The 24,580-nt window shown below is 54.1% G+C and carries 22 protein-coding genes; 5 read left to right on the top strand and 17 right to left on the bottom strand.

The genetic code is table 11. The annotated features are described in order from the left end of the window. Window positions 1-225: 225 nt before the first annotated feature. The 15 genes from glmS to asnC all read right to left on the bottom strand — a co-directional run bounded on the left by glmS (window position 226) and on the right by asnC (window position 15,284). Window positions 226-2,055, bottom strand: coding sequence for a glutamine--fructose-6-phosphate transaminase (isomerizing) (gene glmS / locus ACW9E7_RS20415; protein ID WP_048990817.1), 1,830 nt, complete (start codon window positions 2,053-2,055; stop codon window positions 226-228). Between the two features lie 226 nt (window positions 2,056-2,281). Then, entirely contained in the window at window positions 2,282-3,652 is a 1,371-nt protein-coding gene (glmU, locus tag ACW9E7_RS20410) for a bifunctional UDP-N-acetylglucosamine diphosphorylase/glucosamine-1-phosphate N-acetyltransferase GlmU (RefSeq protein WP_458728273.1), read from the bottom strand. A 138-nt stretch (window positions 3,653-3,790) separates the two neighbouring features. Then, window positions 3,791-4,210 (bottom strand): F0F1 ATP synthase subunit epsilon, encoded by a 420-nt coding sequence (locus ACW9E7_RS20405; RefSeq protein WP_003862360.1) that lies wholly within the window; start codon window positions 4,208-4,210, stop codon window positions 3,791-3,793. Window positions 4,211-4,230: 20 nt separating this feature from the next. Beyond that, window positions 4,231-5,613 (bottom strand): F0F1 ATP synthase subunit beta, encoded by a 1,383-nt coding sequence (gene atpD / locus ACW9E7_RS20400; RefSeq protein ID WP_003862362.1) that lies wholly within the window; start codon window positions 5,611-5,613, stop codon window positions 4,231-4,233. A 31-nt stretch (window positions 5,614-5,644) separates the two neighbouring features. Beyond that, window positions 5,645-6,508 carry a F0F1 ATP synthase subunit gamma gene (gene atpG, locus ACW9E7_RS20395; protein WP_133295377.1) on the bottom strand — a complete coding sequence of 288 codons (864 nt, stop codon included), beginning with the start codon at window positions 6,506-6,508 and terminating at the stop codon, window positions 5,645-5,647. A gap of 51 nt (window positions 6,509-6,559) precedes the next feature. Then, the gene (atpA, locus tag ACW9E7_RS20390; protein ID WP_006808751.1) at window positions 6,560-8,101 is read right to left on the bottom strand and encodes a F0F1 ATP synthase subunit alpha; all 1,542 of its coding nucleotides are present in this window, start codon (window positions 8,099-8,101) and stop codon (window positions 6,560-6,562) included. A 12-nt stretch (window positions 8,102-8,113) separates the two neighbouring features. Next, complete coding sequence (gene atpH / locus ACW9E7_RS20385) at window positions 8,114-8,647, bottom strand: F0F1 ATP synthase subunit delta (protein WP_023309790.1); 534 nt, start codon at window positions 8,645-8,647, stop codon at window positions 8,114-8,116. A 14-nt stretch (window positions 8,648-8,661) separates the two neighbouring features. Then, window positions 8,662-9,132, bottom strand: a complete 471-nt coding sequence (gene atpF, locus ACW9E7_RS20380) for a F0F1 ATP synthase subunit B (protein ID WP_014072436.1) — start codon at window positions 9,130-9,132, stop codon at window positions 8,662-8,664. 48 nt (window positions 9,133-9,180) lie between these two features. Then, window positions 9,181-9,420, bottom strand: coding sequence for a F0F1 ATP synthase subunit C (gene atpE / locus ACW9E7_RS20375; protein WP_000429386.1), 240 nt, complete (start codon window positions 9,418-9,420; stop codon window positions 9,181-9,183). A gap of 49 nt (window positions 9,421-9,469) precedes the next feature. Continuing rightward, window positions 9,470-10,285 carry a F0F1 ATP synthase subunit A gene (atpB, locus tag ACW9E7_RS20370; RefSeq protein WP_008500193.1) on the bottom strand — a complete coding sequence of 272 codons (816 nt, stop codon included), beginning with the start codon at window positions 10,283-10,285 and terminating at the stop codon, window positions 9,470-9,472. A gap of 8 nt (window positions 10,286-10,293) precedes the next feature. After that, complete coding sequence (atpI, locus tag ACW9E7_RS20365) at window positions 10,294-10,674, bottom strand: F0F1 ATP synthase subunit I (protein WP_008500194.1); 381 nt, start codon at window positions 10,672-10,674, stop codon at window positions 10,294-10,296. Between the two features lie 616 nt (window positions 10,675-11,290). Continuing rightward, entirely contained in the window at window positions 11,291-11,914 is a 624-nt protein-coding gene (rsmG, locus tag ACW9E7_RS20360) for a 16S rRNA (guanine(527)-N(7))-methyltransferase RsmG (RefSeq protein ID WP_115876778.1), read from the bottom strand. 107 nt (window positions 11,915-12,021) lie between these two features. Then, entirely contained in the window at window positions 12,022-13,911 is a 1,890-nt protein-coding gene (gene mnmG, locus ACW9E7_RS20355; RefSeq protein WP_458728272.1) for a tRNA uridine-5-carboxymethylaminomethyl(34) synthesis enzyme MnmG, read from the bottom strand. Window positions 13,912-14,285: 374 nt separating this feature from the next. Then, window positions 14,286-14,735, bottom strand: a complete 450-nt coding sequence (gene mioC / locus ACW9E7_RS20350; RefSeq protein ID WP_458728271.1) for an FMN-binding protein MioC — start codon at window positions 14,733-14,735, stop codon at window positions 14,286-14,288. Between the two features lie 90 nt (window positions 14,736-14,825). Continuing rightward, a complete protein-coding gene (asnC, locus tag ACW9E7_RS20345; protein ID WP_008500198.1) occupies window positions 14,826-15,284 on the bottom strand; it encodes a transcriptional regulator AsnC in 459 nt (152 codons plus the stop codon). Between the two features lie 151 nt (window positions 15,285-15,435). Between asnC and asnA the strand changes: the two genes are divergently transcribed. Next, window positions 15,436-16,428, top strand: coding sequence for an aspartate--ammonia ligase (gene asnA / locus ACW9E7_RS20340; protein ID WP_115876780.1), 993 nt, complete (start codon window positions 15,436-15,438; stop codon window positions 16,426-16,428). On the opposite strand, the gene viaA is transcribed toward asnA, so the two are convergent. After that, window positions 16,429-17,880, bottom strand: coding sequence for an ATPase RavA stimulator ViaA (viaA, locus tag ACW9E7_RS20335; protein ID WP_115876781.1), 1,452 nt, complete (start codon window positions 17,878-17,880; stop codon window positions 16,429-16,431). It lies immediately after the preceding gene. Next, complete coding sequence (gene ravA, locus ACW9E7_RS20330) at window positions 17,874-19,370, bottom strand: ATPase RavA (RefSeq protein WP_115876782.1); 1,497 nt, start codon at window positions 19,368-19,370, stop codon at window positions 17,874-17,876. The genes viaA and ravA overlap by 7 nt, the downstream gene beginning before the upstream one ends. Before the next feature lie 222 nt (window positions 19,371-19,592). Between ravA and kup the strand changes: the two genes are divergently transcribed. From kup to rbsC, 4 genes are all read left to right on the top strand, one after another. Beyond that, window positions 19,593-21,461 carry a low affinity potassium transporter Kup gene (gene kup, locus ACW9E7_RS20325; protein ID WP_023309781.1) on the top strand — a complete coding sequence of 623 codons (1,869 nt, stop codon included), beginning with the start codon at window positions 19,593-19,595 and terminating at the stop codon, window positions 21,459-21,461. 216 nt (window positions 21,462-21,677) lie between these two features. Then, window positions 21,678-22,097 (top strand): D-ribose pyranase, encoded by a 420-nt coding sequence (rbsD, locus tag ACW9E7_RS20320; RefSeq protein ID WP_003862392.1) that lies wholly within the window; start codon window positions 21,678-21,680, stop codon window positions 22,095-22,097. A gap of 7 nt (window positions 22,098-22,104) precedes the next feature. Next, window positions 22,105-23,610 carry a ribose ABC transporter ATP-binding protein RbsA gene (rbsA, locus tag ACW9E7_RS20315; protein ID WP_021242658.1) on the top strand — a complete coding sequence of 502 codons (1,506 nt, stop codon included), beginning with the start codon at window positions 22,105-22,107 and terminating at the stop codon, window positions 23,608-23,610. A 4-nt stretch (window positions 23,611-23,614) separates the two neighbouring features. Beyond that, a complete protein-coding gene (gene rbsC / locus ACW9E7_RS20310; protein ID WP_021242657.1) occupies window positions 23,615-24,580 on the top strand; it encodes a ribose ABC transporter permease in 966 nt (321 codons plus the stop codon).

Genomic DNA, 24,580 nt, shown 5'->3' with positions numbered 1-24,580 from the left:
TTTTATGACAATGAAAATTTAACTTAAAATACCACACAATAAAGCTTAATTTTCATCGTGTTAGCCACTTTTATGACAATACGTTTTCAGAAATATTTTCTTTATGTGACACTGAAAAAAGTAGCTGAAGATGACAAATTGTCATTATTAAAAACGAGACAGGATTGATTAAAAACAAACCGGGCGGGATAAAAAAGCTCCACCCGAGGGTGGAGCCTGAAGGGATTATTCTACGGTAACTGATTTCGCCAGGTTACGCGGCTGGTCAACGTCGGTGCCTTTGATCAGCGCCACATGGTAAGCCAGCAGCTGCAGCGGAACGGTATAGAAGATCGGTGCAATCACCTCTTCCACATGCGGCATCTCGATGATGTGCATGTTGTCGTTGCTGACAAAACCGGCATCTTTGTCGGCGAAGACGTACAGAACACCGCCACGGGCACGCACTTCTTCGATGTTAGATTTCAGTTTTTCCAGCAGTTCGTTGTTAGGTGCCACAACGATGACCGGCATATCCGCGTCAATCAGCGCCAGCGGGCCGTGCTTCAGCTCGCCTGCCGCATAGGCTTCCGCGTGGATGTAGGAGATCTCTTTAAGCTTCAGTGCGCCTTCCAGCGCAATCGGATACTGATCGCCACGACCCAGGAACAGGGCGTGATGTTTGTCAGAGAAATCTTCCGCCAGCGCTTCGATGCGTTTGTCCTGAGACAGCATCTGCTCAATACGGCTTGGCAGCGCCTGCAGACCATGAACGATGTCATGCTCAACGGACGCATCTTCACCTTTCAGACGCGCAAGCTTCGCCACCAGCATCAGCAGAACGGTCAGCTGCGTGGTAAACGCTTTGGTTGAAGCCACGCCGATTTCGGTGCCCGCTTTAGTCATCAGCGCCAGATCGGATTCACGCACCAGCGAGGAGCCCGGGACGTTACAGATGGCCAGAGAGCCCAGGTAGCCCAGCTCTTTAGACAGACGCAGCGCTGCGAGCGTATCCGCCGTTTCGCCGGACTGGGAAAGGGTTATCATCAGGCTGTTACGACGCACCGCAGATTTGCGATAGCGGAATTCAGACGCGATTTCCACATCGCACGGCACGCCCGCCAGGGATTCAAACCAGTAGCGAGAAACCATACCGGAGTTGTAGGAGGTGCCGCAGGCCACGATCTGAATATGCTCGACCTTGCTGAGCAGTTCGTTCGCGTTTGCGCCCAGCTCGCTCAGATCCACTTCACCGTGGCTAATGCGCCCGGTCAGGGTGTTTTTGATGGCGTTTGGCTGCTCGTAAATCTCTTTCTGCATATAGTGACGGTAAGCGCCTTTGTCGCCCGCGTCGTACTGCAGATTCGATTCGATCTCCTGACGCTTCACCTGCTCGCCTTTAGTATCGAAGACGGTCACGCTGCGACGGGTCACTTCCGCGATATCACCCTCTTCGAGGAAGATAAAGCGACGGGTAACCGGCAGGAGCGCCAGCTGGTCAGAGGCGATAAAGTTTTCACCCATGCCCAGACCGATAACCATCGGGCTACCGGAACGCGCGGCCAGAAGCGTTGACGGATCGCGGGAATCCATGATCACCGTACCGTACGCACCGCGCAGCTGAGGGATAGCACGGAGCACCGCATCACGCAGTGTACCGCCCTGCTCCAGCTCCCAGTGCACCAGGTGAGCAATCACTTCGGTGTCAGTTTCTGAGACGAAAGTGTAGCCGCGCGCTTTCAGTTCTTCGCGCAGCGGTTCGTGGTTTTCGATAATGCCGTTGTGCACCACCACGATGTGTTCAGACACATGCGGGTGCGCGTTGCCTTCAGACGGTTCGCCGTGCGTCGCCCAGCGGGTGTGCGCAATACCGGTTCCCCCGTGCAGCGGATGTTCTTCCGCGGCCTGGGCCAGCATCTGCACTTTACCGAGACGACGCAGACGGGTCATATGACCTTCTGCATCGACGACAGCCAGACCGGCAGAGTCGTAACCACGGTATTCCAGACGACGTAAACCTTCGAGAAGGATTTCAGCAATATCACGCTGCGCAACTGCGCCAACAATTCCACACATAATTTTAGATTCCGAATTTAGGCATTATGCCTGCGTTGTCGCTGACCTGTATTTGCCCTTTCCGGGCGCCCCGAGCCTTGTAGAGAGTGGGGTTATTTTTATGGGTACTGCTTGTGGGGGGAGGATTATATTATCCCCTCACCCCGGCCCTCTCCCCAAAGGGGCGAGGGAGAAAAACACCGCACCGAACGATCCCCTCTCTCCTTTGGGGAGAGGGGTAAATCCGTTACTTTTTCTTCACCGGACGTTTCCAGCCCTGTTTGCTGACCTGCGGAACGCGGCTTAACACCAGCTCGTTCTCGGCCACATCGCGCGTTACGGTTGTTCCGGCTGCAATGGTCACCCCGTTACCCACGGTAACAGGCGCCACCAGCTGCGTATCGGAGCCCACGAACACATCATCACCAATGATGGTTTTAAACTTATTCGCGCCGTCATAATTACAGGTTATGGTCCCTGCACCAATATTCACGTTATTGCCAATTTCCGCGTCGCCCAGATAGGTCAGATGACCGGCTTTCGAGCCTTTACCCAGACGCGCTTTTTTCATTTCCACGAAGTTACCCACGTGAGCGCCTTCCAGCAGCTCTGCGCCCGGGCGCAGGCGCGCAAACGGGCCGATGGTACAGGCCACGTCAAGACGGGCATCTTCCACCACGCTGTACGGGCTGATTTCGCAGTCGTCACCGATGATGCTGTTTTTAATCACACAGCCGGCACCGATTTTGACGCGGTTACCCAGCGTCACGTTACCCTCGAGGATAACGTTAGTATCAATTTCAACGTCACGACCGTGAGATAACGAACCACGCAGATCGAAACGCGCCGGATCGCGCAGCATCACACCTGCCAGAAGCAGTTTTTCAGCCTGCTCGGACTGATAAACACGCTCCAGACGGGAAAGCTGAAGGCGGTTATTCACCCCTTCGGTTTCGCTAATACGCGCCGGATGAACCGCCGCAATCTCACGTCCTTCCTGATACGCCATCGCAATGATGTCGGTGATGTAGAATTCACCCTGCGCGTTGTTGTTGTCGAGTCTGGACAGCCAGCGCTTCATATCCGCGCCATTGGCAATCAGGATACCGGTGTTGATCTCCTGAATCTGGCGCTGTTCATCGCTGGCATCTTTGTGCTCAACAATACCCGTGACGTTACCGTTTTCACGGGTGATACGGCCATAACCGGTTGGCTCGTCCAGCACGACGGTTAATAAACCGATGCCGCCCTGCGGTTTGGCTTCACGCAGGCGAGTCAGGGTTTCAACGGAGATCAGCGGGACATCGCCGTAGAGCATCAAAATGTCTTCGTCATCCGCAAAGAACGGTGCTGCCTGCTGCATCGCATGACCTGTGCCCAGCTGTTCAGCCTGAAGCACCCAGTTGAGCTTGTCGTCGCTCAGCGTCTTTTTAAGAAGATCGCCGCCGTGGCCGTAGACCAGGTGGACCTGATTGGCACCCAGTTCATTCGCTGCATCAATGACATGCTGCACCATTGGCTTTCCAGCAAGCGTGTGAAGCACTTTAGGCAGATCGGAATACATGCGGGTCCCTTTGCCTGCGGCAAGGATCACCACGCTCATCGCACTATTTGACATACGCATCCTGACGGTAGTTTGAGTGTGAAGTAAAAACGTTTGATGCTTAAAATTCTACATCTTTTTCATCATGAATTAAGGCCGAAAAAAAAAGCCAGCCTGGTATCCAGACTGGCTTTTGTGCTTTTCAAGCCGGTGTTACATCGCTTTTTTGGTCAACTCGATAACGCGCAGTTTCGCGATCGCTTTGGCCAGCTCCGCAGACGCCTGAGCGTAATCCACGTCACCATGAGAGCTGTTAATGTGCTCTTCAGCCTTACGCTTCGACTCCAGGGCTCGCGCTTCGTCGAGATCCTGGCCACGAATAGCGGTATCGGCCAGAACGGTCACACTGCCAGGCTGCACTTCAAGAATGCCGCCGGACAGATAGATAAACTCTTCGTGACCGAACTGTTTAACGATGCGGATCATACCAGGCTTAATGGCGGTGAGCAGCGGTGCGTGACCCGGGAAAATACCCAGTTCACCTTCACTACCCGTTACCTGGATTTTCTCGACCAGACCAGAGAACATTTGTTGCTCTGCGCTGACGACGTCCAGGTGGTAAGTCATTGCCATATCACCCTCCGATTAAGGCGTTAAAGTTTTTTGGCTTTTTCCACAGCTTCTTCGATGGAACCAACCATGTAGAACGCCTGCTCTGGCAGGTGATCGTATTCGCCTTCCATGATGCCTTTAAAGCCACGGATGGTGTCTTTCAGGGAAACGTATTTACCTGGAGAACCGGTGAATACTTCCGCAACGAAGAACGGCTGGGACAGGAAGCGCTGGATCTTACGCGCACGTGCTACCACCAGTTTGTCTTCTTCAGACAGTTCATCCATACCCAGGATGGCGATGATGTCTTTCAGTTCCTGATAACGCTGCAGCAGAGACTGTACGCCACGCGCGGTGTCGTAGTGCTCCTGACCAACAACCAGTGGATCCAGCTGACGGCTGGTGGAGTCCAGCGGGTCAACGGCCGGGTAGATACCCAGAGACGCGATCTGACGGCTCAGTACCACGGTTGCATCTAAGTGCGCAAAGGTGGTTGCTGGAGATGGGTCAGTCAAGTCATCCGCAGGTACGTATACCGCCTGAACGGAAGTGATAGAACCAGTTTTGGTAGAGGTGATACGTTCCTGAAGAACACCCATCTCTTCCGCCAGCGTAGGCTGGTAACCTACCGCTGAAGGCATACGACCCAGCAGTGCAGATACTTCCGTACCGGCCAGGGTGTAACGATAGATGTTATCAACGAACAGCAGAACGTCACGGCCTTCGTCACGGAACTTCTCAGCCATCGTCAGGCCGGTCAGCGCAACGCGCAGACGGTTTCCAGGTGGCTCGTTCATCTGGCCGTAAACCAGGGATACTTTGTCCAGAACGTTGGAGTCGGTCATTTCGTGGTAGAAGTCGTTACCCTCACGAGTACGTTCACCTACACCCGCAAACACAGAGTAACCGGAGTGCTCGATCGCGATGTTACGGATCAGCTCCATCATGTTTACGGTTTTACCTACACCCGCACCACCGAACAGACCAACTTTACCGCCCTTCGCAAATGGACACATCAGGTCGATAACTTTGATACCGGTTTCCAGCAGTTCCTGAGAGCTGGACAGCTCTTCGTAGGAAGGTGCCGCGCGGTGGATAGCCCAACGCTCTTCTTCACCGATGTCGCCTTTCATGTCGATTGGCTGACCCAATACGTTCATGATACGACCCAGTGTTGCTTTACCTACCGGGACTTCGATCGGGTGCTCAAGGTCTTTTACTTCCAGACCACGACGCAGACCGTCGGAAGAACCCATCGCGATGGTACGCACGATACCGCCGCCGAGCTGCTGCTGAACTTCCAGCACCAGGCTCTCGTTACCATTCTGTACCTCAAGCGCGTCGTACACGCGTGGTACGGCGTCCTGAGGGAACTCGACGTCCACCACGGCGCCGATTACCTGGACAATCTTTCCAGTAGCCATCTTGAATCCTCTACGTAATTCGTAAACCTGGTTAAACCGCGGCGGCCCCCGAGACGATCTCGGTGAGTTCCTGAGTAATGCTGGCCTGACGAGCTTTGTTGTAAACCAACTGCAGCTCTTTAATCAGGCTGCCGCCATTATCGGTCGCGGCTTTCATCGCCACCATTCGTGCGGCCTGCTCGCTGGCCAGGTTTTCTACAACGCCCTGATAAACCTGAGATTCAACGTAACGACGCAGCAGGGTATCCAGCAGCGGTTTCGGATCGGGTTCATACAGGTAATCCCAGGTTTTTTGCTTCAGCTCGCCATCTTCTGATGCCGGTAACGGCAGCATCTGAGTGAGCGTTGGAACCTGAGACATGGTGTTAATGAATTTGTTGCTGACAACGTACAGTCTGTCCAGACGGCCTTCATCATAAGCCTGCAACATCACTTTAACCGGGCCGATCAGTTCGGACAGGGACGGGTTATCACCCATACCGGTCACCTGAGCGACAATGTTGCCACCAACGGAGTTAAAGAAAGAGACGCCTTTAGAGCCGATCATTGCGATATCGCACTGAACGCCTTTTTCAGACCATGCTTTCATATCCGCCAGCAGTTTTTTGAACAGGTTAATGTTCAAGCCGCCACACAGACCACGGTCGGTCGACACCACCAGGTAGCCCACGCGCTTAACTTCGCGTTCTTCCAGGTAAGGGTGCTTATATTCCAGATTACCGTTTGCAAGGTGACCAATCACTTTGCGCATGGTTTCTGCATAAGGACGGCTGGCCGCCATGCGATCCTGCGATTTACGCATTTTGGAAGCGGCGACCATCTCCATCGCTTTAGTGATCTTTTGCGTGTTCTGGACGCTTGCGATCTTACTACGTATCTCTTTTGCGCCGGCCATGAGCTTCTCCTCAATGCCAGGCGGCTTGTCCTGAGACAAGCCGCCGGACGATTACCAGGATTGGGTTGCTTTGAAGGAATCGAGGATAGCTTTCAGCTTGCCTTCGATTTCGTCGTTATAGCCACCGGTCTGGTTGATCTCTTGCATCAGCGGAGCGTGATCACGGTCGACGTAAGCCAGCAGAGCGGCTTCGAAGCTACCGATTTTCGCCAGTTCCACATCTTCGAGGTAACCGCGTTCAGCCGCGAACAGTACCAGGCCCTGCTGAGCAACAGACATTGGTGCGTACTGTTTTTGCTTCAGCAGCTCGGTCACTTTCTGACCGTGGCTCAGCTGTTTACGGGTTGCTTCGTCCAGATCGGATGCGAACTGAGAGAACGCAGCCAGTTCACGATACTGTGCCAGCGCGGTACGGATACCACCGGACAGTTTCTTGATGATCTTGGTCTGAGCAGCACCACCAACACGGGATACGGAGATACCCGGGTTAACTGCCGGACGAATACCGGAGTTAAACAGGTTGGTTTCCAGGAAGATCTGACCATCGGTAATAGAGATTACGTTGGTCGGAACGAACGCAGAAACGTCACCCGCCTGGGTTTCAATGATCGGCAGAGCGGTCAGAGAGCCCGTTTTACCCTTCACTTCACCTTTGGTGAAGTTCTCGACGTATTCCGCGTTAACGCGGGAAGCACGCTCCAGCAGACGAGAGTGGAGGTAGAATACGTCGCCAGGGAACGCTTCACGTCCAGGTGGACGACGGAGCAGCAGGGAAACCTGACGATAAGCAACAGCCTGTTTAGACAGGTCATCGTATACGATCAGCGCATCTTCACCGCGGTCACGGAAGTATTCGCCCATTGCGCAACCGGCGTATGGCGCCAGGTATTGCAGTGCAGCAGATTCAGACGCGGTCGCTACCACAACGATGGTGTTAGACAGTGCGCCGTGCTCTTCCAGTTTACGAACCACGTTAGAAATGGTGGACGCTTTCTGGCCGATGGCCACGTACACGCATTTGATGCCGGAGTCACGCTGGTTGATGATGGCGTCGATAGCCATCGCGGTTTTACCGGTCTGACGGTCACCGATGATCAGTTCACGCTGACCACGACCGATTGGGATCATGGCATCAACGGACTTATAACCTGTCTGAACAGGCTGATCTACGGACTGACGGTCGATAACGCCTGGTGCGATAACTTCGATTGGAGAGAAGCCATCGTGCTCAACCGGACCTTTACCGTCGATTGGCGCACCCAGGGTGTTAACAACGCGACCCAGCAGGCCACGGCCAACCGGTACTTCCAGAATACGGCCAGTACACTTAACCTTCATGCCTTCGGCGAGGTCAGCGTATGGACCCATCACAACTGCACCTACGGAGTCGCGCTCCAGGTTCAGTGCGATAGCGTAACGGTTACCCGGCAGGGAAATCATCTCACCCTGCATACAATCGGCCAGGCCGTGGATACGGATAACACCGTCACTTACAGAAACAATAGTACCTTCGTTGTGAGCTTCACTCACAACACTGAACTGAGCAATGCGCTGCTTGATCAGTTCGCTGATTTCGGTGGAATTCAGTTGCATGCTCCAGTCCCCTTAAGACTGCAAGACGTCTGCAAGGCGTTCAAGACGGCCGCGTACGCTGCCATCAATGACCATATCACCCGAACGGATGATTACGCCTGCCATTACAGACTTATCGATTTTGCAATTCAGCTTAACTTTGCGTGACAGACGTTTTTCCATCGCGGCGGTGATTTTCGCAAGCTGTTCATTACTCAGTTCAGTCGCAGAAGTCACTTCGACTTCAGCGGTTGCTTCACTAAGGGCACGTAAGTGCTCAAACTGCTCGAGAACATCCGGGAGCACACGGAGACGACCATTTTCTGCCATCACCTTAATCAGGTTCTGGCCGTTGGCATCCAGTTGCTCTCCGCACACGGCGATAAACGACGCGGCGAGAGTTTCAGGTGCTAACGCACCGGAAAGCAACTCAGCCATTTGTTCGTTTTTCGTCACCTCAGCGGCAAACGCCAGCATATCCTGCCAGCGATCGACATTTTGGTGTTCGACAGCAAAGTCAAAAGCTGCTTTGGCGTAGGGGCGAGCTACCGTAACAAATTCAGACATCAGCCCCTCCCTCCTTACAGTTCAGCGACAAGTTTGTCCACGATGTCGCTGTTAGCAGCTTCATCCACGGAACGTTCGATGATCTTCTCGGCGCCAGCAACAGCCAGAATCGCAACCTGCTTACGCAGTTCTTCACGAGCACGTTTACGCTCAGCATCAATTTCTGCCTGAGCCTGTGTCACGATCTTAGTACGTTCCTGTTCTGCTTCAGCTTTGGCTTCGTCCAGGATCTGCGAACGGCGTTTGTTAGCCTGTTCGATGATAACCTGAGCTTCCGCTTTCGCTTTTTTCAGCTGGTCTGTCGCGTTGGCCTGTGCAAGGTCCAAATCTTTCTTAGCGCGTTCTGCAGAAGCCAGACCGTCAGCAATTTCTTTCTGACGTTTTTCGATGGCAGCCATTAAAGGCGGCCATACATACTTCATGCAGAACCAGACAAAGAGAATAAACGCGATGGCCTGGCCGAGGATTGTTGCGTTCATGTTCACAGCACAATACCTCTTTAATATCTGTGGCTTAGGGTTTTAAAACTACTACTACGCGACAGCAAACATCACGTACAGACCCAGACCTACAGCGATCATTGGGATAGCATCCACCAGACCCATAACGATAAAGAACTGAGTACGCAGCAGAGGAATCAGATCAGGTTGACGCGCTGCGCCTTCCAGGAATTTGCCCCCGAGGATGCCGATACCGATCGCAGCACCGATAGCCGCCAGACCCATCATCACAGCGGCAGCCATGTACAGCAGATCCATATTCAGGTTTTCCATGACAGTCTCCAGTTTGTTTCAATTAAAACGTAGTAGTGTTGGTAAAAAATCAGTGCTCTTCAGACGCCATCGACAGATAGACGATCGTCAGAACCATGAAGATAAAGGCTTGCAGCGTAATGATCAGGATGTGGAAAATGGCCCACGGCACATTCAGAACCCACTGTGACCACCACGGCAGAAGACCCGCGATCAGAATGAAAATCAGCTCACCCGCATACATGTTGCCGAACAGTCGCAGACCCAGTGAAACAGGTTTGGACAGCAGGCTAACGCCTTCCAGGATCAGGTTGACCGGAATAAACGCCCAGTGGTTGAACGGCTGCAAGGTAAGCTCTTTCACAAAGCCGCTTACGCCTTTCATTTTGATGCTGTAGAAAAGAATCAGGATAAATACGCCCAGCGCCATCGACAGGGTGATGTTCACGTCCGCAGACGGTACAACACGCAGCGCTGGCAGGCCGAAGATGTGCTCACCGATAAACGGCAGCAGATCGATTGGCAGCAGGTCCATCAGGTTCATCAGGAAGACCCAAACGAACACGGTCAGGGCCAGCGGAGCAATCAGCTTGCTCTTGCCATGGTACATGTCTTTGACGCTGCCATGGACGAAGCCGATGATCATTTCGATGAAGGTCTGGAATTTCCCTGGTACACCGCTGGTCGCTCGTTTAGCAACACCGCGGAACATGGCCAGGAACAGAAGACCCAAAACCACCGAGAAGAACATGGAGTCGATGTTGATCGTCCAGAAGGTGGCCGGGGGGTTATGTGGATCCACCAGCGAGAATGTACGCAGGTCCAACTGAAGGTTATTCAGATGGTGACCTATGTAATCCTGCGGCGTCATATTTTCTGAAGCCATGATGCCTTTTACCCTTTGTTATTGATTACAGCTGGAGCCAGAACTTGTACCACCAGCACCAAAACCCACGTTGCTATCAGCGGCATGAAGACCACTTTCAAAACCGCCAGCGCCATCACCAGTAGAGCAAAGGTCAGCAACACCTTACACACTTCGCCGAGAGCGAAGGACCAGGCCACGCGGCCTTTGGCGGGTGTATGCGCCTGATGACGCCAGGCAAAAATCATAAACAACACGTTTGGCAGCACAACCGCCAAACCCCCGCACACGGCGGAGATGCCCCAGAAGGGGTCTTTGAGGCTAAACAGCAGTCCACTTGCTATCACAGCCAGAAACTGAATGAACAGAAGCTTACGAGCAACGTTTCTACTCAAGAGCGACACAGACATCACGTTTTTACTCCTGCTCCCTTCGAGGTATGTCGCGTGTCGTATAAAACGTCCTTTAAGGCTCAGAGTCAAGCATCAAAAAGCGGTCAAATTATACGGTGCGCACCCGTGATTTCAAACATTAAGTAGCGAAAAGGTGAATAAATGTTTAAATATTTTTCCCCACCGCTATTTTTTAACTTTCGAGCAAAGCACCAACCTTCGACCAAAACTGCAAACAGCGCGAAAACGTTGTCGATAAAGCGTGCACGAGATCACAAAACACACATTTGCGATAAGGTTGTATTTATCAAAGGCGCAAATCGCAGAAATTTATCTTTATGAAATTAAACGCAAAATGTCGCAACTATTTTCAAAACAGCCCGGTACACAATAAAAACGTTTTATTGACATTCTTAATAAATAATTAACATTGCGTTCTGGTTACTGCTTTCCACTTTTAGCAGACTTATATTTTCACAGATGACTATCTTCCAGGGGAAAAATAGTCGCCAGGTTAACCAGAAGAAAAACCTTAGTGAAAGCAAGGTTAAAAGCTCACCAGTAAATCCCCGGTAGTTGTGCTGTTTTTTAACATGCGAAGAACAGCACAAATTCCACATTTTTTATTAATTTTTTAAAAATTGTTTGGCTTAATTATCACCAGATGACGTTCGCCATCGAGCTGAGGAATGTTTAATTTCTCGATGGATTCAACAGCAAAACCGTCCGGAAGCTGTTCAATCTCATCGCCTGGCAACTGCCCTTTTAGCGCATAAAAGCGACCATTCTCAGCAGGTAAGTGCTTGCACCAGCTCACCATATCATTGAGCGACGCAAATGCGCGGCTGATAACCCCGTCAAACGGCGGCTCTGCCGGGAAAGCCTCTACCCTGCTCTGTACGGGCGTAATATTTTCAAGCTTCAGCTCATGCTGTACCTGACGTAAAAAGCGCACACGCTTGCCAAGACTGTCCAGAAGCGTGAAATGGCTCTCAGGGCGAACAATCGACAGCGGAATACCCGGCAGACCAGGGCCCGTCCCTACGTCGATAAAACGCTCACCTTTCAGATAAGGGGCAACCACGATGCTGTCGAGAATGTGGCGAACGAGCATCTCGTTGGGGTCGCGAACAGACGTCAGGTTGTACGCTTTATTCCATTTATTCAGCATATCGACATAGGCCACCAGCTGATTTTTCTGGTGATCGGTGAGCGAAATACCTGCCTGATCCAGCAGACGAGAGAGTTTGTTGAGCACGGTGAATACCTGTTGGAAAACTTAGGTGGCGGGTGGCGCTTGGCTTACCCGCCCTACGGGTTCAGTAGGCCCGGTAAGCGCTGCGCCACCGGGCAATATTCCGGGCCTTACGCGCTACGGCGCAGCATGCCCTGCTTTTTCAGCCACACCAGCAGAATGGAAATCGCTGCAGGCGTGACGCCGGAGATACGTGAGGCCTGGCCGATCGAGACCGGTTTGTGATCGTTCAGCTTGGCGATCACTTCGTTGGAAAGGCCAGTCACCTGGCGGTAGTCCAGCATTTCCGGCAGCAGCGTGTTTTCGTTACGCTGCTGTTTTTCGATCTCATCCTGCTGACGCGCGATGTAACCTTCGTACTTAACCTGGATCTCAACCTGCTCTGCCGCTTCAGCATCTTCCAGGCCCGGCGCGAACGCGGTCAGTTTGACCAGGTTCTCGTAGGTGACTTCAGGACGGCGCAACAAATCTTCACCGCTGGCCTCGCGCGACAGCGGCGCGGTTAAGTGAGCGTTTACTTCGGCAGCGGTTTCCGCCTGCGGGTTCACCCAAGTGGTTTTCAGGCGCTGACGTTCCTGTTCAATGCGCTCCAGCTTCTCGTTAAAGCGCGCCCAGCGTTCGTCATCGACCAGACCCAGCTCGCGGCCGATTTCGGTCAAACGCAGGTCGGCGTTATCTTCACGCAGCATCAGGCGATATTCCGCGCGAGAGGTAAACATACGGTACGGTTCTTTGGTACCCAGCGTGCAGAGATCGTCAACCAGCACGCCCAGATACGCCTGAGAACGGCCGGGTGCCCAGCCCTCTTTCTCAGCAGAGAAACGCGCGGCGTTCAGACCGGCAAGCAGGCCCTGTGCAGCAGCTTCTTCGTAGCCGGTGGTGCCGTTAATCTGACCCGCAAAGAACAGACCGTGGATGAATTTGCTCTCCAGGGTTGGCTTCAGGTCACGCGGATCGAAGAAATCGTACTCAATAGCGTAGCCAGGGCGAACGATTTTTGCGTTCTCCATGCCCTGCATTGAGCGAACAATTTGCATCTGCACGTCAAACGGCAGGCTGGTGGAGATGCCGTTCGGGTAAATTTCGTTCGAGGTCAGCCCTTCCGGCTCCAGGAAGATCTGGTGCTGGTTACGATCGGCGAAGCGCATCACTTTGTCCTCGATCGACGGGCAGTAGCGCGGACCGATCCCTTCGATCACGCCGGCGTACATCGGGCTGCGATCGAGGTTATTGCGGATCACATCGTGGGTTTTCTCGTTGGTATGCGTGATATAGCACGGCACCTGCTGCGGATGCTGTGCCGCATTGCCCATGAACGAGAAGACCGGCATTGGGTTATCACCGTGCTGTTGCGCCAGCACGCTGAAATCAATGGTGCGCGCATCAATACGCGGCGGCGTACCGGTTTTCAGGCGGCTGACGCGCTGCGGCAGTTCACGCAGACGGCGAGACAGTGGAATAGAAGGCGGATCGCCAGCACGGCCGCCGCTGTAGTTATCCAGACCGATATGAATTTTACCGTCAAGGAATGTACCCACGGTCAGCACCACGGCTTTGGCGCGGAATTTGAGGCCCATCTGGGTCACGGCACCCACGACGCGATCGTTCTCAACGATTAGATCTTCAACCGCCTGCTGGAAGATCATCAGGTTCGGCTGGTTCTCCAGGGCGGTACGCACCGCCTGACGGTAAAGTACGCGGTCTGCCTGAGCACGGGTCGCACGCACAGCGGGACCTTTACTCGCGTTTAGTATCCTAAACTGGATGCCGGCCCGATCGATCGCTTTCGCCATCAGGCCGCCAAGTGCATCCACTTCTTTTACCAGGTGTCCTTTCCCAATGCCGCCAATCGCCGGATTACAGGACATTTGTCCCAGCGTGTCGATATTGTGTGTCAAAAGCAGGGTCTGCTGACCCATTCGCGCTGCGGCCATTGCGGCCTCAGTGCCTGCGTGACCCCCGCCAATGATGATGACGTCAAAAGGATCCTGATAAAACATGGTGGTCTGCCTCGCGTAAAGCGGTATGAAAATGGATTGAAGCCCGGGCCGTGGATTCTACTCAACTTTAGTCTTTCGAGAAAGCATTGGGATCCTGGGCTATTAAAAAGAAGATCTTTTTATTTAGAGATCTGTTCTATTGTGATCTCTTATTAGGATCGCGAACCTGTGTGGATAAGTCCGATCTCATAAAGAAGATCATGCAGTTAGAAAGGATCGTTTGCTGTGAATGATCGGTGATCCTGGACCGTATAAGCTGGGATCAGATCGCGACTTTATACACAGGCCAAAAACGGCGCTACGGTTGTTATTTGGATAACTACGGGTTAATACGAGCTTTTAACCAGAGTTATCCACATCCGTTCGCGCGATCTTTAATCGTTTTTGAGTAAATTTTTCCATTCCGCGAGCCAGATCTCGGCTGGATCCTCCGGAATTTCATGATCGAGGATGTTGATCTTGAGCGTTTCACCCAGCTGTTTTGCTCCGCAGGAGGTCACAGCGGCTTCGACTTTCTCTATTGCCCCGCAAAAGGTGTCATATTCACGACTGCCGATCCCCACTGCGCCAAAACGGACGTTTGACAGGTCGGGCTGCTGTTCCAGCAGTTCGTCATATAAAGGTTGCAGATTATCCGGCAGATCCCCCGCGCCGTGCGTGGAGGTGATCAGCAGCCAGACCCCGTCAGTTGGGAGATCTTCAAGCAACGGGCCGTGCAGGGTTTCCGTGGAAAAGCCCGCCTCTTCCAGCTTTTCAGCCAGATGTTCCGCTACGTATTCTGCACCACCCAGGGTGCTGCCGCTGATAAGGGTAATGTCCGCCATTGATCGCTCGCCCAGATAAAGAGACGGCCATTGTACGCTGTGAACGAGCTGGGATCTACCTGTGGAAAATGTGGGAATGGATTTGCCCGATCACGGGCGTATGGTACGCATGATCGGGTTTTGCAGGGAGATCAGGGTCTCGGTGGACTGAATTTCATCGATTGTTTGGATCTTGTTGATAAGTACCTGCTGGAGCGCGTCGATGGATCGGCACATAACTTTAATAAAGATGCTGTAGTGCCCGGTGGTGTAGTACGCCTCGGTGACTTCATCCAGCGCGTTCAGTTTCGCCAGGGCAGAAGGGTAGTCTTTGGCGCTTTTAAGAATGATGCCGATAAAGCAGCAGACGTCGTAACCCAGCTGCTTTGGGCTGACGTCAATGCGCGCACCGGTAATGATCCCTGCCTGCTTCATCTTTTCTACGCGAACGTGAATGGTTCCCGGGCTGACGCCAAACTGTTTCGCCAGTTCGGCGTAGGCGGTACGGGCATTGGCCATTAACGCCTCCAGAATGCCGCGGTCAAGATTGTCGATCTGATAATTTTCCATAGCTTTTTCTTATGAAGATTAATGAATCACTTTATTCTAGCGCTATATTTTATCGAATCAAAAATGAAGGTGGCTTTTTGTTGATGGGTTATTGAATAAGGCGCCGTTTCTGTTGCTTAATCAATATCAACAGGACGCAGGAGTATAAAAAATGAAAACCGCTTACATCGCAAAACAACGCCAGATCAGTTTCGTAAAATCCCATTTTTCCCGCCAGCTGGAAGAGAAGCTTGGGCTGATTGAAGTCCAGGCACCGATCCTCAGCCGCGTGGGTGACGGGACGCAGGATAACCTCTCTGGATGCGAAAAAGCGGTACAGGTGAAAGTGAAAACACTGCCAGACGCCCAGTTCGAAGTGGTTCATTCACTGGCGAAGTGGAAGCGTCAGACCCTGGGACAACACGACTTCAGCGCGGGCGAAGGGCTCTACACGCACATGAAAGCCCTTCGCCCTGATGAAGATCGCCTTTCACCGATTCATTCCGTTTACGTTGACCAGTGGGACTGGGAGCGCGTAATGGGTGATGGTGAACGTCATATCGGCACGCTGAAATCCACCGTTGAGGCGATCTACGCCGGGATCAAAGCAACCGAAGCGGCAGTGAGCAAAGAGTTTGGTCTGGCAACGTTCCTGCCGGATACGATCCACTTTGTCCACAGCCAGGAACTGCTGACCCGTTTCCCGGATCTGGATGCCAAAGGCCGTGAGCGTGCGATCGCCAAAGAATTAGGTGCTGTGTTCCTGATCGGTATCGGCGGCAAATTGTCTGATGGCAAACGCCACGACGTTCGTGCGCCTGATTATGATGACTGGAGTACTGCGGGTGAGGGCGAATTTGCCGGGCTGAACGGCGATATTCTTGTCTGGAACCCGATACTGGAAGACGCATTCGAGCTCTCTTCTATGGGGATCCGCGTGGATGCTGACGCGCTGAAGCGCCAGCTGGCGGTCACCGGTGATGTAGACCGTCTCAAACTCGAGTGGCACCAGGCGCTGCTGCGCGGCGAAATGCCGCAGACGATTGGCGGCGGTATCGGCCAGTCCCGTCTGACCATGCTGCTGCTGCAATTACCTCATATCGGTCAGGTTCAGTGTGGCGTCTGGCCGCAGCAGGTACGTGAAAGCGTTGGCTCTCTTCTGTAATTAACGCTGCCAGCGTCTGAGCAGGCGGCTACGCAGCCCGGTATCAAAGCGCCAGATATGATCGAAGATGCGCATGATGCCGGGTTTTCCATGGGCGGACATCGCCACCGCATGAAAACGGTGTTGATGCACCCGCTGTAATTCCTTCACCTTATTGACCACATCATCCGGCAGCCGCTGGGCAATAAAATCGGAAATCACCACTGCGTCAGCGTCGTACCAGTCGCCGCCCTGCATACGCTCCACAATGCTGCGAAAACAGCTTGCCAGATCGGTTCCACCGCGAAAACGCTGGCTCAGGAAGCGGATTGCCTGCTCGATCCCCTGCTGGTTCGTCAGCTCATAGCCCACGACTTCGCTGGAGAACAGCATGATGAAGCAGCGACGGCGATCGGCGAGCGCCACGCGCATCAGTGCCAGACAGAACGCCTTCGCACACTGCTCGTTAAACCCACCCATCGATCCGGACGTATCCACGCAAACTATGAATGGCCCGCGCGGCTGTTCATCAAAATCCTGATGAGCCACAGGACGCTGGCTTACCTTTTCGCGCCAGGCTTCGCCGTGCAGCCGGTAGGTGAGGAGCTGTTTTTCCACCAGCCGACGATAAAACTCATACTCCAGCTCGGTCATCCCGAGCGTGCTCAGTTCCGTGGGCAGCAGGCGTAAAATGTCATCACTCTGCTGGAGCCCGTCGACCTGCTCCGGCACGGTAGCCGGTTCGCGCACCAGGGTGCGGAAGGTCTCCATGGGGGCATCTTTCTTTGGGACCGACTTTGCCTCCCTTGAGCGACCCAGCTGTTCTGCAAGCTTCATCAGCTCGGGCTGCTGCGCCAGAAAATCGCCGTATTTGACGATCAGCTGATAGTCCCCGCGCCGGAGCTGACCGGCGCTCATATCCCAGAGACGCCCTGCGGCGTTTTCATTCTCCACCAGCACCTGCTCAAGCTGGCCGCTTAAGGTCATGCGCTCCTGAACTTCACTGAGCAGCTGTTCGCGCTCTTCGTCCAGCAGCTGCTGGTTTAGCGTCGTAGCCTGCACCACCAGGCTGAGGCGCCAGCGCTGTAAGAAGAGGGTGTGCAGTGCGGGAGTGAACGTGGCGTTATCCGTGACCAGCGCCCGGGCCTGGCTGGCAAACGGAGAGTGGACCTTGTCGAGCAGCGTCAGGGTTTGCGGAAGCTGAACGATAAACTGCGATGTGGAGAGCCGCTGGCACTGCTGATAACAGGCCACCTCTTCCGTTAGCTCAGGCGGAACTTCGGTCTCCCTGAACCGCTGACGCAAATTTTCCCGCCAGCGCGGAAGATCGTCCGTCATCGCCTTTTTGAGCTTCGGAAATTTTTCAAAGAAGGCTGCCAGCTGCGGCGAAGCCAGAAGGGTTATGACCACTTCTTCGATCAACCCTTCCTCGCTGACGGCCAGCATGACGTTAAGCGTATCCAGAGTTAGCATTGACGCGCCTGTTTAATCTGCGCGCTGACGTCCTGCAGGCTGGCTTCGATGCGACCTAACCAGTCGCTATGAATAAAGAGGCACTTTTGCTGCTCGCTAAAGCGGGTGTGCTGCTGGTGCCATTCCGTATCCAGCGCTTCCAGCTGCTGCTTAATCTCTTCCGGTACGCTGTCCGAGGCGGTGCCCGGCAGCGCCAGACGCGATCCCTGCAGGCTGACGTCGCGGATCACCAGATGCTGGCTGCTGTCCACTTCCATATTCAGCGGCTGCGCGAAACCGATGCCGTTGAGCTTTCCACGGATCTCTCCGCCCTTATCCAGCCACTGTGCCAGCGCCTCGCGCTCAATCGTCACATGCACCACCTGCATATCATGCAGCTTAAGCGGCTGTTGGAGCAGCAGGGTCAGCGTCGGGCTGGTGAGTTCAGTGGGTAATTCATAGTGCGGTTTGCGTGCGAACATCCCCCCCAGGCGATTCACTTTCAGCGCGGTTTTATCACTTTGCTGCTGCTGGAGCTGGATGCGCCGCTGGGCAATCGCCCCCAACTGATTGAGCATCGCCTGCTGTCCCCAGGCGTGTCCGGTCATCAAAACGTCAAGCTGCTGCTGCATCAGATTCATGCCTTCCGCGTCGTGCCAGAGGCAATCTTTCAGCAGGATCAGATCGATGGGGGCAACGGCATCGCGGCCACTGAACAGGGCGCTGGCCTGCAGCAGACGGATCGCTTTTTTCCAGCGGCGATCGGAGACATAGGGCGCCGAAGGAAGGTGATCAAGCTGCTGACGCAGCAGATAGATCAGCTCGAATACCGCGTCCGGCAATTTGATTTTGCCAATATCCTGCTGCCACTGGTGGTACTCCTCATCCGTCACCTGCAGCGAAGCGGGGACCGGATTTTCGCTCTCGTCCTGCTGGCTGACCAGCATGGAGCGGAAGTTGGATTTATCCTGTACTTTGTCCAGCCACAGGCGGATCAGCATACGGTCATACAGCGCTTCCAGGCTGCTGTCGGCTTCAGGCAGTTCGTTTGAGGCGGCCACCAGCAGGCGCATTGGGATTTTTTCTTCACTGGCGCCGTTGCGGAACCGACGTTCGTTTATCGCCGTGAGCAGGGTGTTCAGAATGGCCGGTCCCGCTTTCCAGATCTCATCAAGAAAGACAATTTCAGCCTCCGGAAGATACCCTTCTGTCAGACGCTGATAGCGCCCCTCATCTTTCAGTGCCTGAATGGAAAGCGGGCCAAAAACTTCTTCTGGGGTGGAAAACCGGGTCATGAGATATTCGAAGGCGCGGGCGTTCTGAAAAGCAAATTTTAGCCTGCGGGCAATCAGGCTTTTGGCAATGCCCGGCGGACCCAGCAAAAACACGCTCTCGCCGCTCAACGCCGCCAGTAAACAGAGGCGAATGGCGTGGCTACGCTCGAAAAGGCCTTTCTCCAGCGCGCTGCTAAGGCGGGAAATTCTTTCTGCTAATAAATGTGAGTGAGCCATAATAGTTTTGCATCCTTTCGCCGTCGTGGCGGCCAATTGAAGCGAGTATAGACGTTTCAGTCAGGGCTGGTAATAGACTGAAGTGCGGCGCAATTTTCTTTGCGCTACATTAATGCGGTTGCATTTAGGGGTACGATTTTGCAATGAATCGTGCATACTGTGCGCTTTTTGTGGGCCAAGGGACCAGGAACACATTTGTTATTTAAACGAAAAGACTAGTCTATGAGCACTGATAATAAGCAATCATTACCCGCAATAACGCTTGCGGCGATCGGGGTTGTCTACGGTGATATTGGCACCAGCCCGCTTTATACGCTTCGTGAATGTCTGTCCGGCCAGTTTGGCTTTGGTGTTGAGCGCGATGCCGTATTTGGCTTCCTGTCCCTCATCTTCTGGCTGCTGATCCTGGTGGTTTCCGTTAAATATCTCTCCTTCGTTATGCGTGCTGATAACGCAGGTGAAGGTGGGATCCTGACCCTGATGTCCCTGGCTGGGCGCAATACGTCAGCCAGGATGACGTCCGTGCTGGTCATTATCGGCCTGATTGGCGGCAGCTTCTTCTATGGGGAAGTGGTGATAACGCCGGCTATTTCGGTGCTCTCGGCGATAGAGGGGCTGGAAATTATTGCCCCGCAGCTCGATTCATGGGTTGTTCCTCTGGCCATTATTGTCCTGACGCTGCTGTTTATGATCCAGAAGCACGGTACCGGGCTGGTGGGCAAACTGTTTGCGCCGATTATGCTGGCCTGGTTCCTGATCCTGGCGGCGCTTGGTTTGCGCAGCATTATTGCTAACCCGGAAGTGCTGCATGCGCTGAACCCTTACTGGGCCGTGCATTTCTTCCTTGAATACAAAGTGGTTTCCTTCGTGGCGCTGGGTGCCGTCGTGCTCTCCATCACCGGTGTGGAAGCGCTATATGCTGACATGGGGCACTTCGGGAAACTGCCTATCCGCGTGGCCTGGTTTATTGTGGTGCTGCCGTCGCTGGTGCTGAACTATTTCGGCCAGGGTGCGCTGTTACTTAAAAACCCGGAAGCGATCAAGAACCCGTTCTTCCTGCTGGCACCTGACTGGGCGCTGGTGCCGATGCTGATTCTGGCGACGCTGGCGACCGTCATTGCCTCTCAGGCGGTGATTTCCGGCGTGTTTTCTCTGACGCGCCAGGCCGTGCGTCTGGGGTATCTCTCTCCGATGCGCATCATCCATACCTCTGAGATGGAGTCGGGCCAGATCTACATCCCGTTCGTTAACTGGCTGCTCTACTTCGCTGTTGTGATTGTTATCGTCAGCTTCGAGCACTCCAGCAACCTGGCGGCGGCGTACGGTATTGCGGTAACCGGTACGATGGTGCTGACATCGCTTCTCTCCACCACGGTGGCGTACCGAAACTGGCACTGGAATAAATTCCTCGTGGCGATGATTCTGGTGGGCTTCCTGTGCATTGACGTGCCGCTGTTCTCCGCAAACCTCGACAAGATTGTCTCCGGCGGCTGGCTGCCGCTGACGCTGGGTCTGGTGATGTTCATCGTCATGACCACCTGGAAAAGCGAGCGTTTCCGTCTGCTGCGCCGTATGCACGAGCACGGGAACTCTCTTGAGGCGATGATCGCTTCTCTGGAGAAATCCCCGCCGGTCCGCGTGCCGGGCACCGCGGTGTACATGTCTCGCGCCCTGAACGTCATTCCCTTCGCGCTGATGCATAACCTCAAGCACAACAAAGTGCTGCACGAGCGCGTGATCCTGCTGACGCTACGCACCGAAGATGCGCCTTACGTTCACAACGTGCGTCGCGTGCAAATCGAGCAGCTCTCCCCGACATTCTGGCGCGTGGTGGCGAGCTACGGCTGGCGTGAAACGCCAAACGTGGAAGAGGTGTTCCACCGCTGCGGTCTTGAAGGGCTGAGCTGCCGGATGATGGAGACGTCGTTCTTTATGTCTCACGAATCGCTTATCATCGGCAAGCGCCCTTGGTATTTGCGCCTGCGCGGCAAGCTGTACCTGATCCTGCAGCGTAACGCCCTGCGCGCGCCTGACCAGTTTGAGATCCCGCCTAACCGCGTGATAGAGCTGGGTACGCAGGTCGAGATTTAAGTCCTTTCGAAAATGCCGGGTGGCGCTGCGCTTACCCGGCCTACCAAACCCGTAGGCCCGTGCAAGCGAAGCGCCGTCGGGCTATTTCTCCCATCAATATTTCACTTAGCGAAACGTTTCGACGTCGATCACAAATCTGTTACGTCATGATGGTTTTCTGAACATTTCTGGCGCTACACTACTTTTAGCGAAACGTTTCGCTAGTGGAGCAAGAAAATGAAGAAAGGCACGGTACTCAACTCAGAAATCTCATCGGTTATTTCCCGTCTGGGGCATACCGATACGCTGGTGGTTTGCGATGCAGGCTTACCGGTTCCGCGCAGCACAACCCGTATTGATATGGCGTTAACGCAGGGTGTTCCTTCGTTTATGCAGGTACTGGAAGTCGTGACTGCGGAGATGCAGGTTGAGGCAGCCATTCTCGCGGCGGAAATCAAACAACATAATCCGCAACTCCACGAAACGTTGCTCAGCCATATTGAGCAACTGCAACAACACCAGGGAAACACCATAGAAATTCGTTACACAACGCACGAGCAGTTCAAACAACAAACCGCAGACAGTCAGGCGGTAATTCGCAGCGGGGAGTGTTCCCCGTATGCGAATATCATTCTCTGTGCTGGCGTCACCTTCTGAGGCCATCATGGACGCATTACTGCAACTCAAAGGGATCGATAAGTCGTTCCCGGGCGTAAAAGCCCTCTCCGGCGCGGCGCTGAACGTCTACCCCGGGCGCGTAATGGCGCTGGTGGGGGAAAACGGCGCCGGCAAATCCACCATGATGAAAGTGCTGACCGGTATCTATCAACGCGATGCTGGCTCACTCCTCTGGCTGGGTAAAGAAACTACCTTCACTGGCCCGAAATCTTCTCAGGAAGCGGGTATCGGCATTATTCACCAGGAGCTGAACCTGATCCCGCAGCTCACCATTGCGGAAAACATCTTCCTCGGCCGCGAGTTTGTTAACCGGTTCGGCAAAATCGACTGGAAAACTATGTATGCTGAAGCGGACAAGCTGCTGGCGAAGCTGAACCTGCGCTTTAAGAGCGACCGTCTGGTAGGCGATTTGTCGATTGGCGATCAGCAGATGGTGGAAATCGCGAAGGTGCTGAGCTTTGAGTCTAAGGTCATCATTATGGATGAACCGACCGACGCCCTGACCGATACTGAAACCGAATCCCTGTTCCGCGTCATCCGCGAGCTGAAGTCGCAGGGGCGCGGGATTGTCTATATCTCTCACCGCATGAAAGAGATCTTCGAGATCTGCGACGACGTCACCGTTTTCCGCGACGGGCAGTTTATTGCCGAGCGCGAAGTGGCCACGCTGACCGAAGATACGCTCATTGAAATGATGGTGGGACGTAAGCTTGAAGATCAATATCCGCATCTGGATAAAGCGCCGGGAGAGATCCGCCTGAAGGTAGACAACCTCTGCGGTCCGGGCGTGAACGACGTGACCTTTACCCTGCGCCAGGGCGAGATCCTGGGCGTGGCGGGCCTGATGGGGGCGGGACGTACCGAGCTGATGAAAGTGTTGTACGGCGCACTGCCGCGCACCAGCGGTTATGTCACCCTTGACGGCCATGAAGTGGTCACCCGCTCTCCGCAGGATGGTCTGGCGAACGGCATCGTCTATATCTCCGAAGACCGCAAACGCGATGGCCTGGTGCTGGGCATGTCGGTAAAAGAGAACATGTCCCTGACCGCGCTGCGCTATTTCAGCCATAGCGGTGGAAGCCTGAAGCATAAAGACGAACAGCAGGCGGTCAGTGATTTTATCCGCCTCTTTAACGTCAAAACCCCGTCGATGGAGCAGGCGATTGGCCTGTTATCCGGCGGGAATCAGCAGAAAGTGGCGATTGCGCGCGGGCTGATGACGCGCCCGAAAGTGCTGATCCTCGACGAGCCAACCCGCGGCGTGGACGTGGGCGCGAAGAAAGAGATCTATCAGCTGATTAACCAGTTTAAGGCCGACGGTCTGAGCATCATTCTGGTCTCTTCCGAGATGCCAGAAGTATTAGGCATGAGCGATCGCATTATCGTTATGCATGAAGGGCATCTCGGCGGTGAATTCACTCGCGAGCAGGCCACCCAGGAAGTTCTGATGGCTGCCGCTGTGGGCAAGCTTAATCGCGTGAATCAGGAGTAAGAAGATGACTACCCAGGCTGTTTCTGGTCGCCGCTATTTCACAAAGGCGTGGCTCATGGAGCAAAAATCGCTGATTGCCCTGCTGGTGCTGATCGCGATTGTATCGACCATGAGCCCGAACTTTTTCACCGTTAATAACCTGTTCAACATTCTGCAGCAGACGTCGGTGAATGCCATTATGGCGGTCGGCATGACGCTGGTAATTTTGACCTCAGGTATCGATCTGTCCGTCGGTTCCCTGCTGGCCCTTACCGGCGCGATCGCCGCTTCGCTTGTCGGGATTGAAGTCAACGCGCTGGTGGCTGTGGCCGCGGCCCTGGCGGCAGGGGCCGCGATTGGCGCCGTCACCGGCGTGATTGTGGCAAAAGGTCGCGTTCAGGCATTCATCGCCACGCTGGTGATGATGCTGCTGCTGCGCGGGGTGACCATGGTTTATACCAACGGCAGCCCGGTCAATACCGGCTTCACCGATAATGCCGATCTGTTTGGCTGGTTCGGTATCGGTCGCCCGCTGGGTGTTCCGACACCGGTCTGGATCATGGCTATCGTCTTCCTGGCGGCGTGGTACATGCTGCACCATACCCGTCTGGGCCGTTATATTTATGCGCTGGGCGGTAACGAAGCGGCAACGCGCCTGTCCGGTATCAGCGTTAATAAAGTCAAAGTTATCGTCTACTCCCTGTGCGGTCTGCTGGCGTCACTGGCGGGCATTATCGAAGTGGCGCGCCTCTCTTCCGCGCAGCCGACGGCGGGTACGGGGTATGAGCTGGATGCTATCGCGGCAGTGGTTCTGGGCGGTACGAGTCTTGCGGGCGGTAAAGGTCGCATTGTTGGGACATTGATCGGCGCACTGATTCTCGGTTTCCTGAATAATGGTTTGAATTTGTTAGGTGTTTCCTCCTATTACCAGATGATCGTTAAGGCAGTGGTGATTTTGCTGGCGGTACTGGTAGACAACAAAAAACAGTAA

Source organism: Enterobacter sp. H2G27 (assembly GCF_054403075.1).
Note: the sequence above shows the minus strand (reverse complement) of the source record. Positions and strands in the feature narration are given on the sequence as shown.

What these genes read in the sequence shown, in the direction of transcription:
- glmS (WP_048990817.1), bottom strand. Translation starts at nt 2,055, where the DNA reads ATGTGTGGAATTGTTGGCGCAGTTGCGCAGCGTGATATTGCTGAAATC.
- glmU (WP_458728273.1), bottom strand. Translation starts at nt 3,652, where the DNA reads ATGTCAAATAGTGCGATGAGCGTGGTGATCCTTGCCGCAGGCAAAGGG.
- ACW9E7_RS20405 (WP_003862360.1), bottom strand. Translation starts at nt 4,210, where the DNA reads ATGGCAATGACTTACCACCTGGACGTCGTCAGCGCAGAGCAACAAATG.
- atpD (WP_003862362.1), bottom strand. Translation starts at nt 5,613, where the DNA reads ATGGCTACTGGAAAGATTGTCCAGGTAATCGGCGCCGTGGTGGACGTC.
- atpG (WP_133295377.1), bottom strand. Translation starts at nt 6,508, where the DNA reads ATGGCCGGCGCAAAAGAGATACGTAGTAAGATCGCAAGCGTCCAGAAC.
- atpA (WP_006808751.1), bottom strand. Translation starts at nt 8,101, where the DNA reads ATGCAACTGAATTCCACCGAAATCAGCGAACTGATCAAGCAGCGCATT.
- atpH (WP_023309790.1), bottom strand. Translation starts at nt 8,647, where the DNA reads ATGTCTGAATTTGTTACGGTAGCTCGCCCCTACGCCAAAGCAGCTTTT.
- atpE (WP_000429386.1), bottom strand. Translation starts at nt 9,420, where the DNA reads ATGGAAAACCTGAATATGGATCTGCTGTACATGGCTGCCGCTGTGATG.
- atpB (WP_008500193.1), bottom strand. Translation starts at nt 10,285, where the DNA reads ATGGCTTCAGAAAATATGACGCCGCAGGATTACATAGGTCACCATCTG.
- atpI (WP_008500194.1), bottom strand. Translation starts at nt 10,674, where the DNA reads ATGTCTGTGTCGCTCTTGAGTAGAAACGTTGCTCGTAAGCTTCTGTTC.
- mnmG (WP_458728272.1), bottom strand. Translation starts at nt 13,911, where the DNA reads ATGTTTTATCAGGATCCTTTTGACGTCATCATCATTGGCGGGGGTCAC.
- mioC (WP_458728271.1), bottom strand. Translation starts at nt 14,735, where the DNA reads ATGGCGGACATTACCCTTATCAGCGGCAGCACCCTGGGTGGTGCAGAA.
- asnC (WP_008500198.1), bottom strand. Translation starts at nt 15,284, where the DNA reads ATGGAAAATTATCAGATCGACAATCTTGACCGCGGCATTCTGGAGGCG.
- asnA (WP_115876780.1), top strand. Translation starts at nt 15,436, where the DNA reads ATGAAAACCGCTTACATCGCAAAACAACGCCAGATCAGTTTCGTAAAA.
- viaA (WP_115876781.1), bottom strand. Translation starts at nt 17,880, where the DNA reads ATGCTAACTCTGGATACGCTTAACGTCATGCTGGCCGTCAGCGAGGAA.
- ravA (WP_115876782.1), bottom strand. Translation starts at nt 19,370, where the DNA reads ATGGCTCACTCACATTTATTAGCAGAAAGAATTTCCCGCCTTAGCAGC.
- kup (WP_023309781.1), top strand. Translation starts at nt 19,593, where the DNA reads ATGAGCACTGATAATAAGCAATCATTACCCGCAATAACGCTTGCGGCG.
- rbsD (WP_003862392.1), top strand. Translation starts at nt 21,678, where the DNA reads ATGAAGAAAGGCACGGTACTCAACTCAGAAATCTCATCGGTTATTTCC.
- rbsA (WP_021242658.1), top strand. Translation starts at nt 22,105, where the DNA reads ATGGACGCATTACTGCAACTCAAAGGGATCGATAAGTCGTTCCCGGGC.
- rbsC (WP_021242657.1), top strand. Translation starts at nt 23,615, where the DNA reads ATGACTACCCAGGCTGTTTCTGGTCGCCGCTATTTCACAAAGGCGTGG.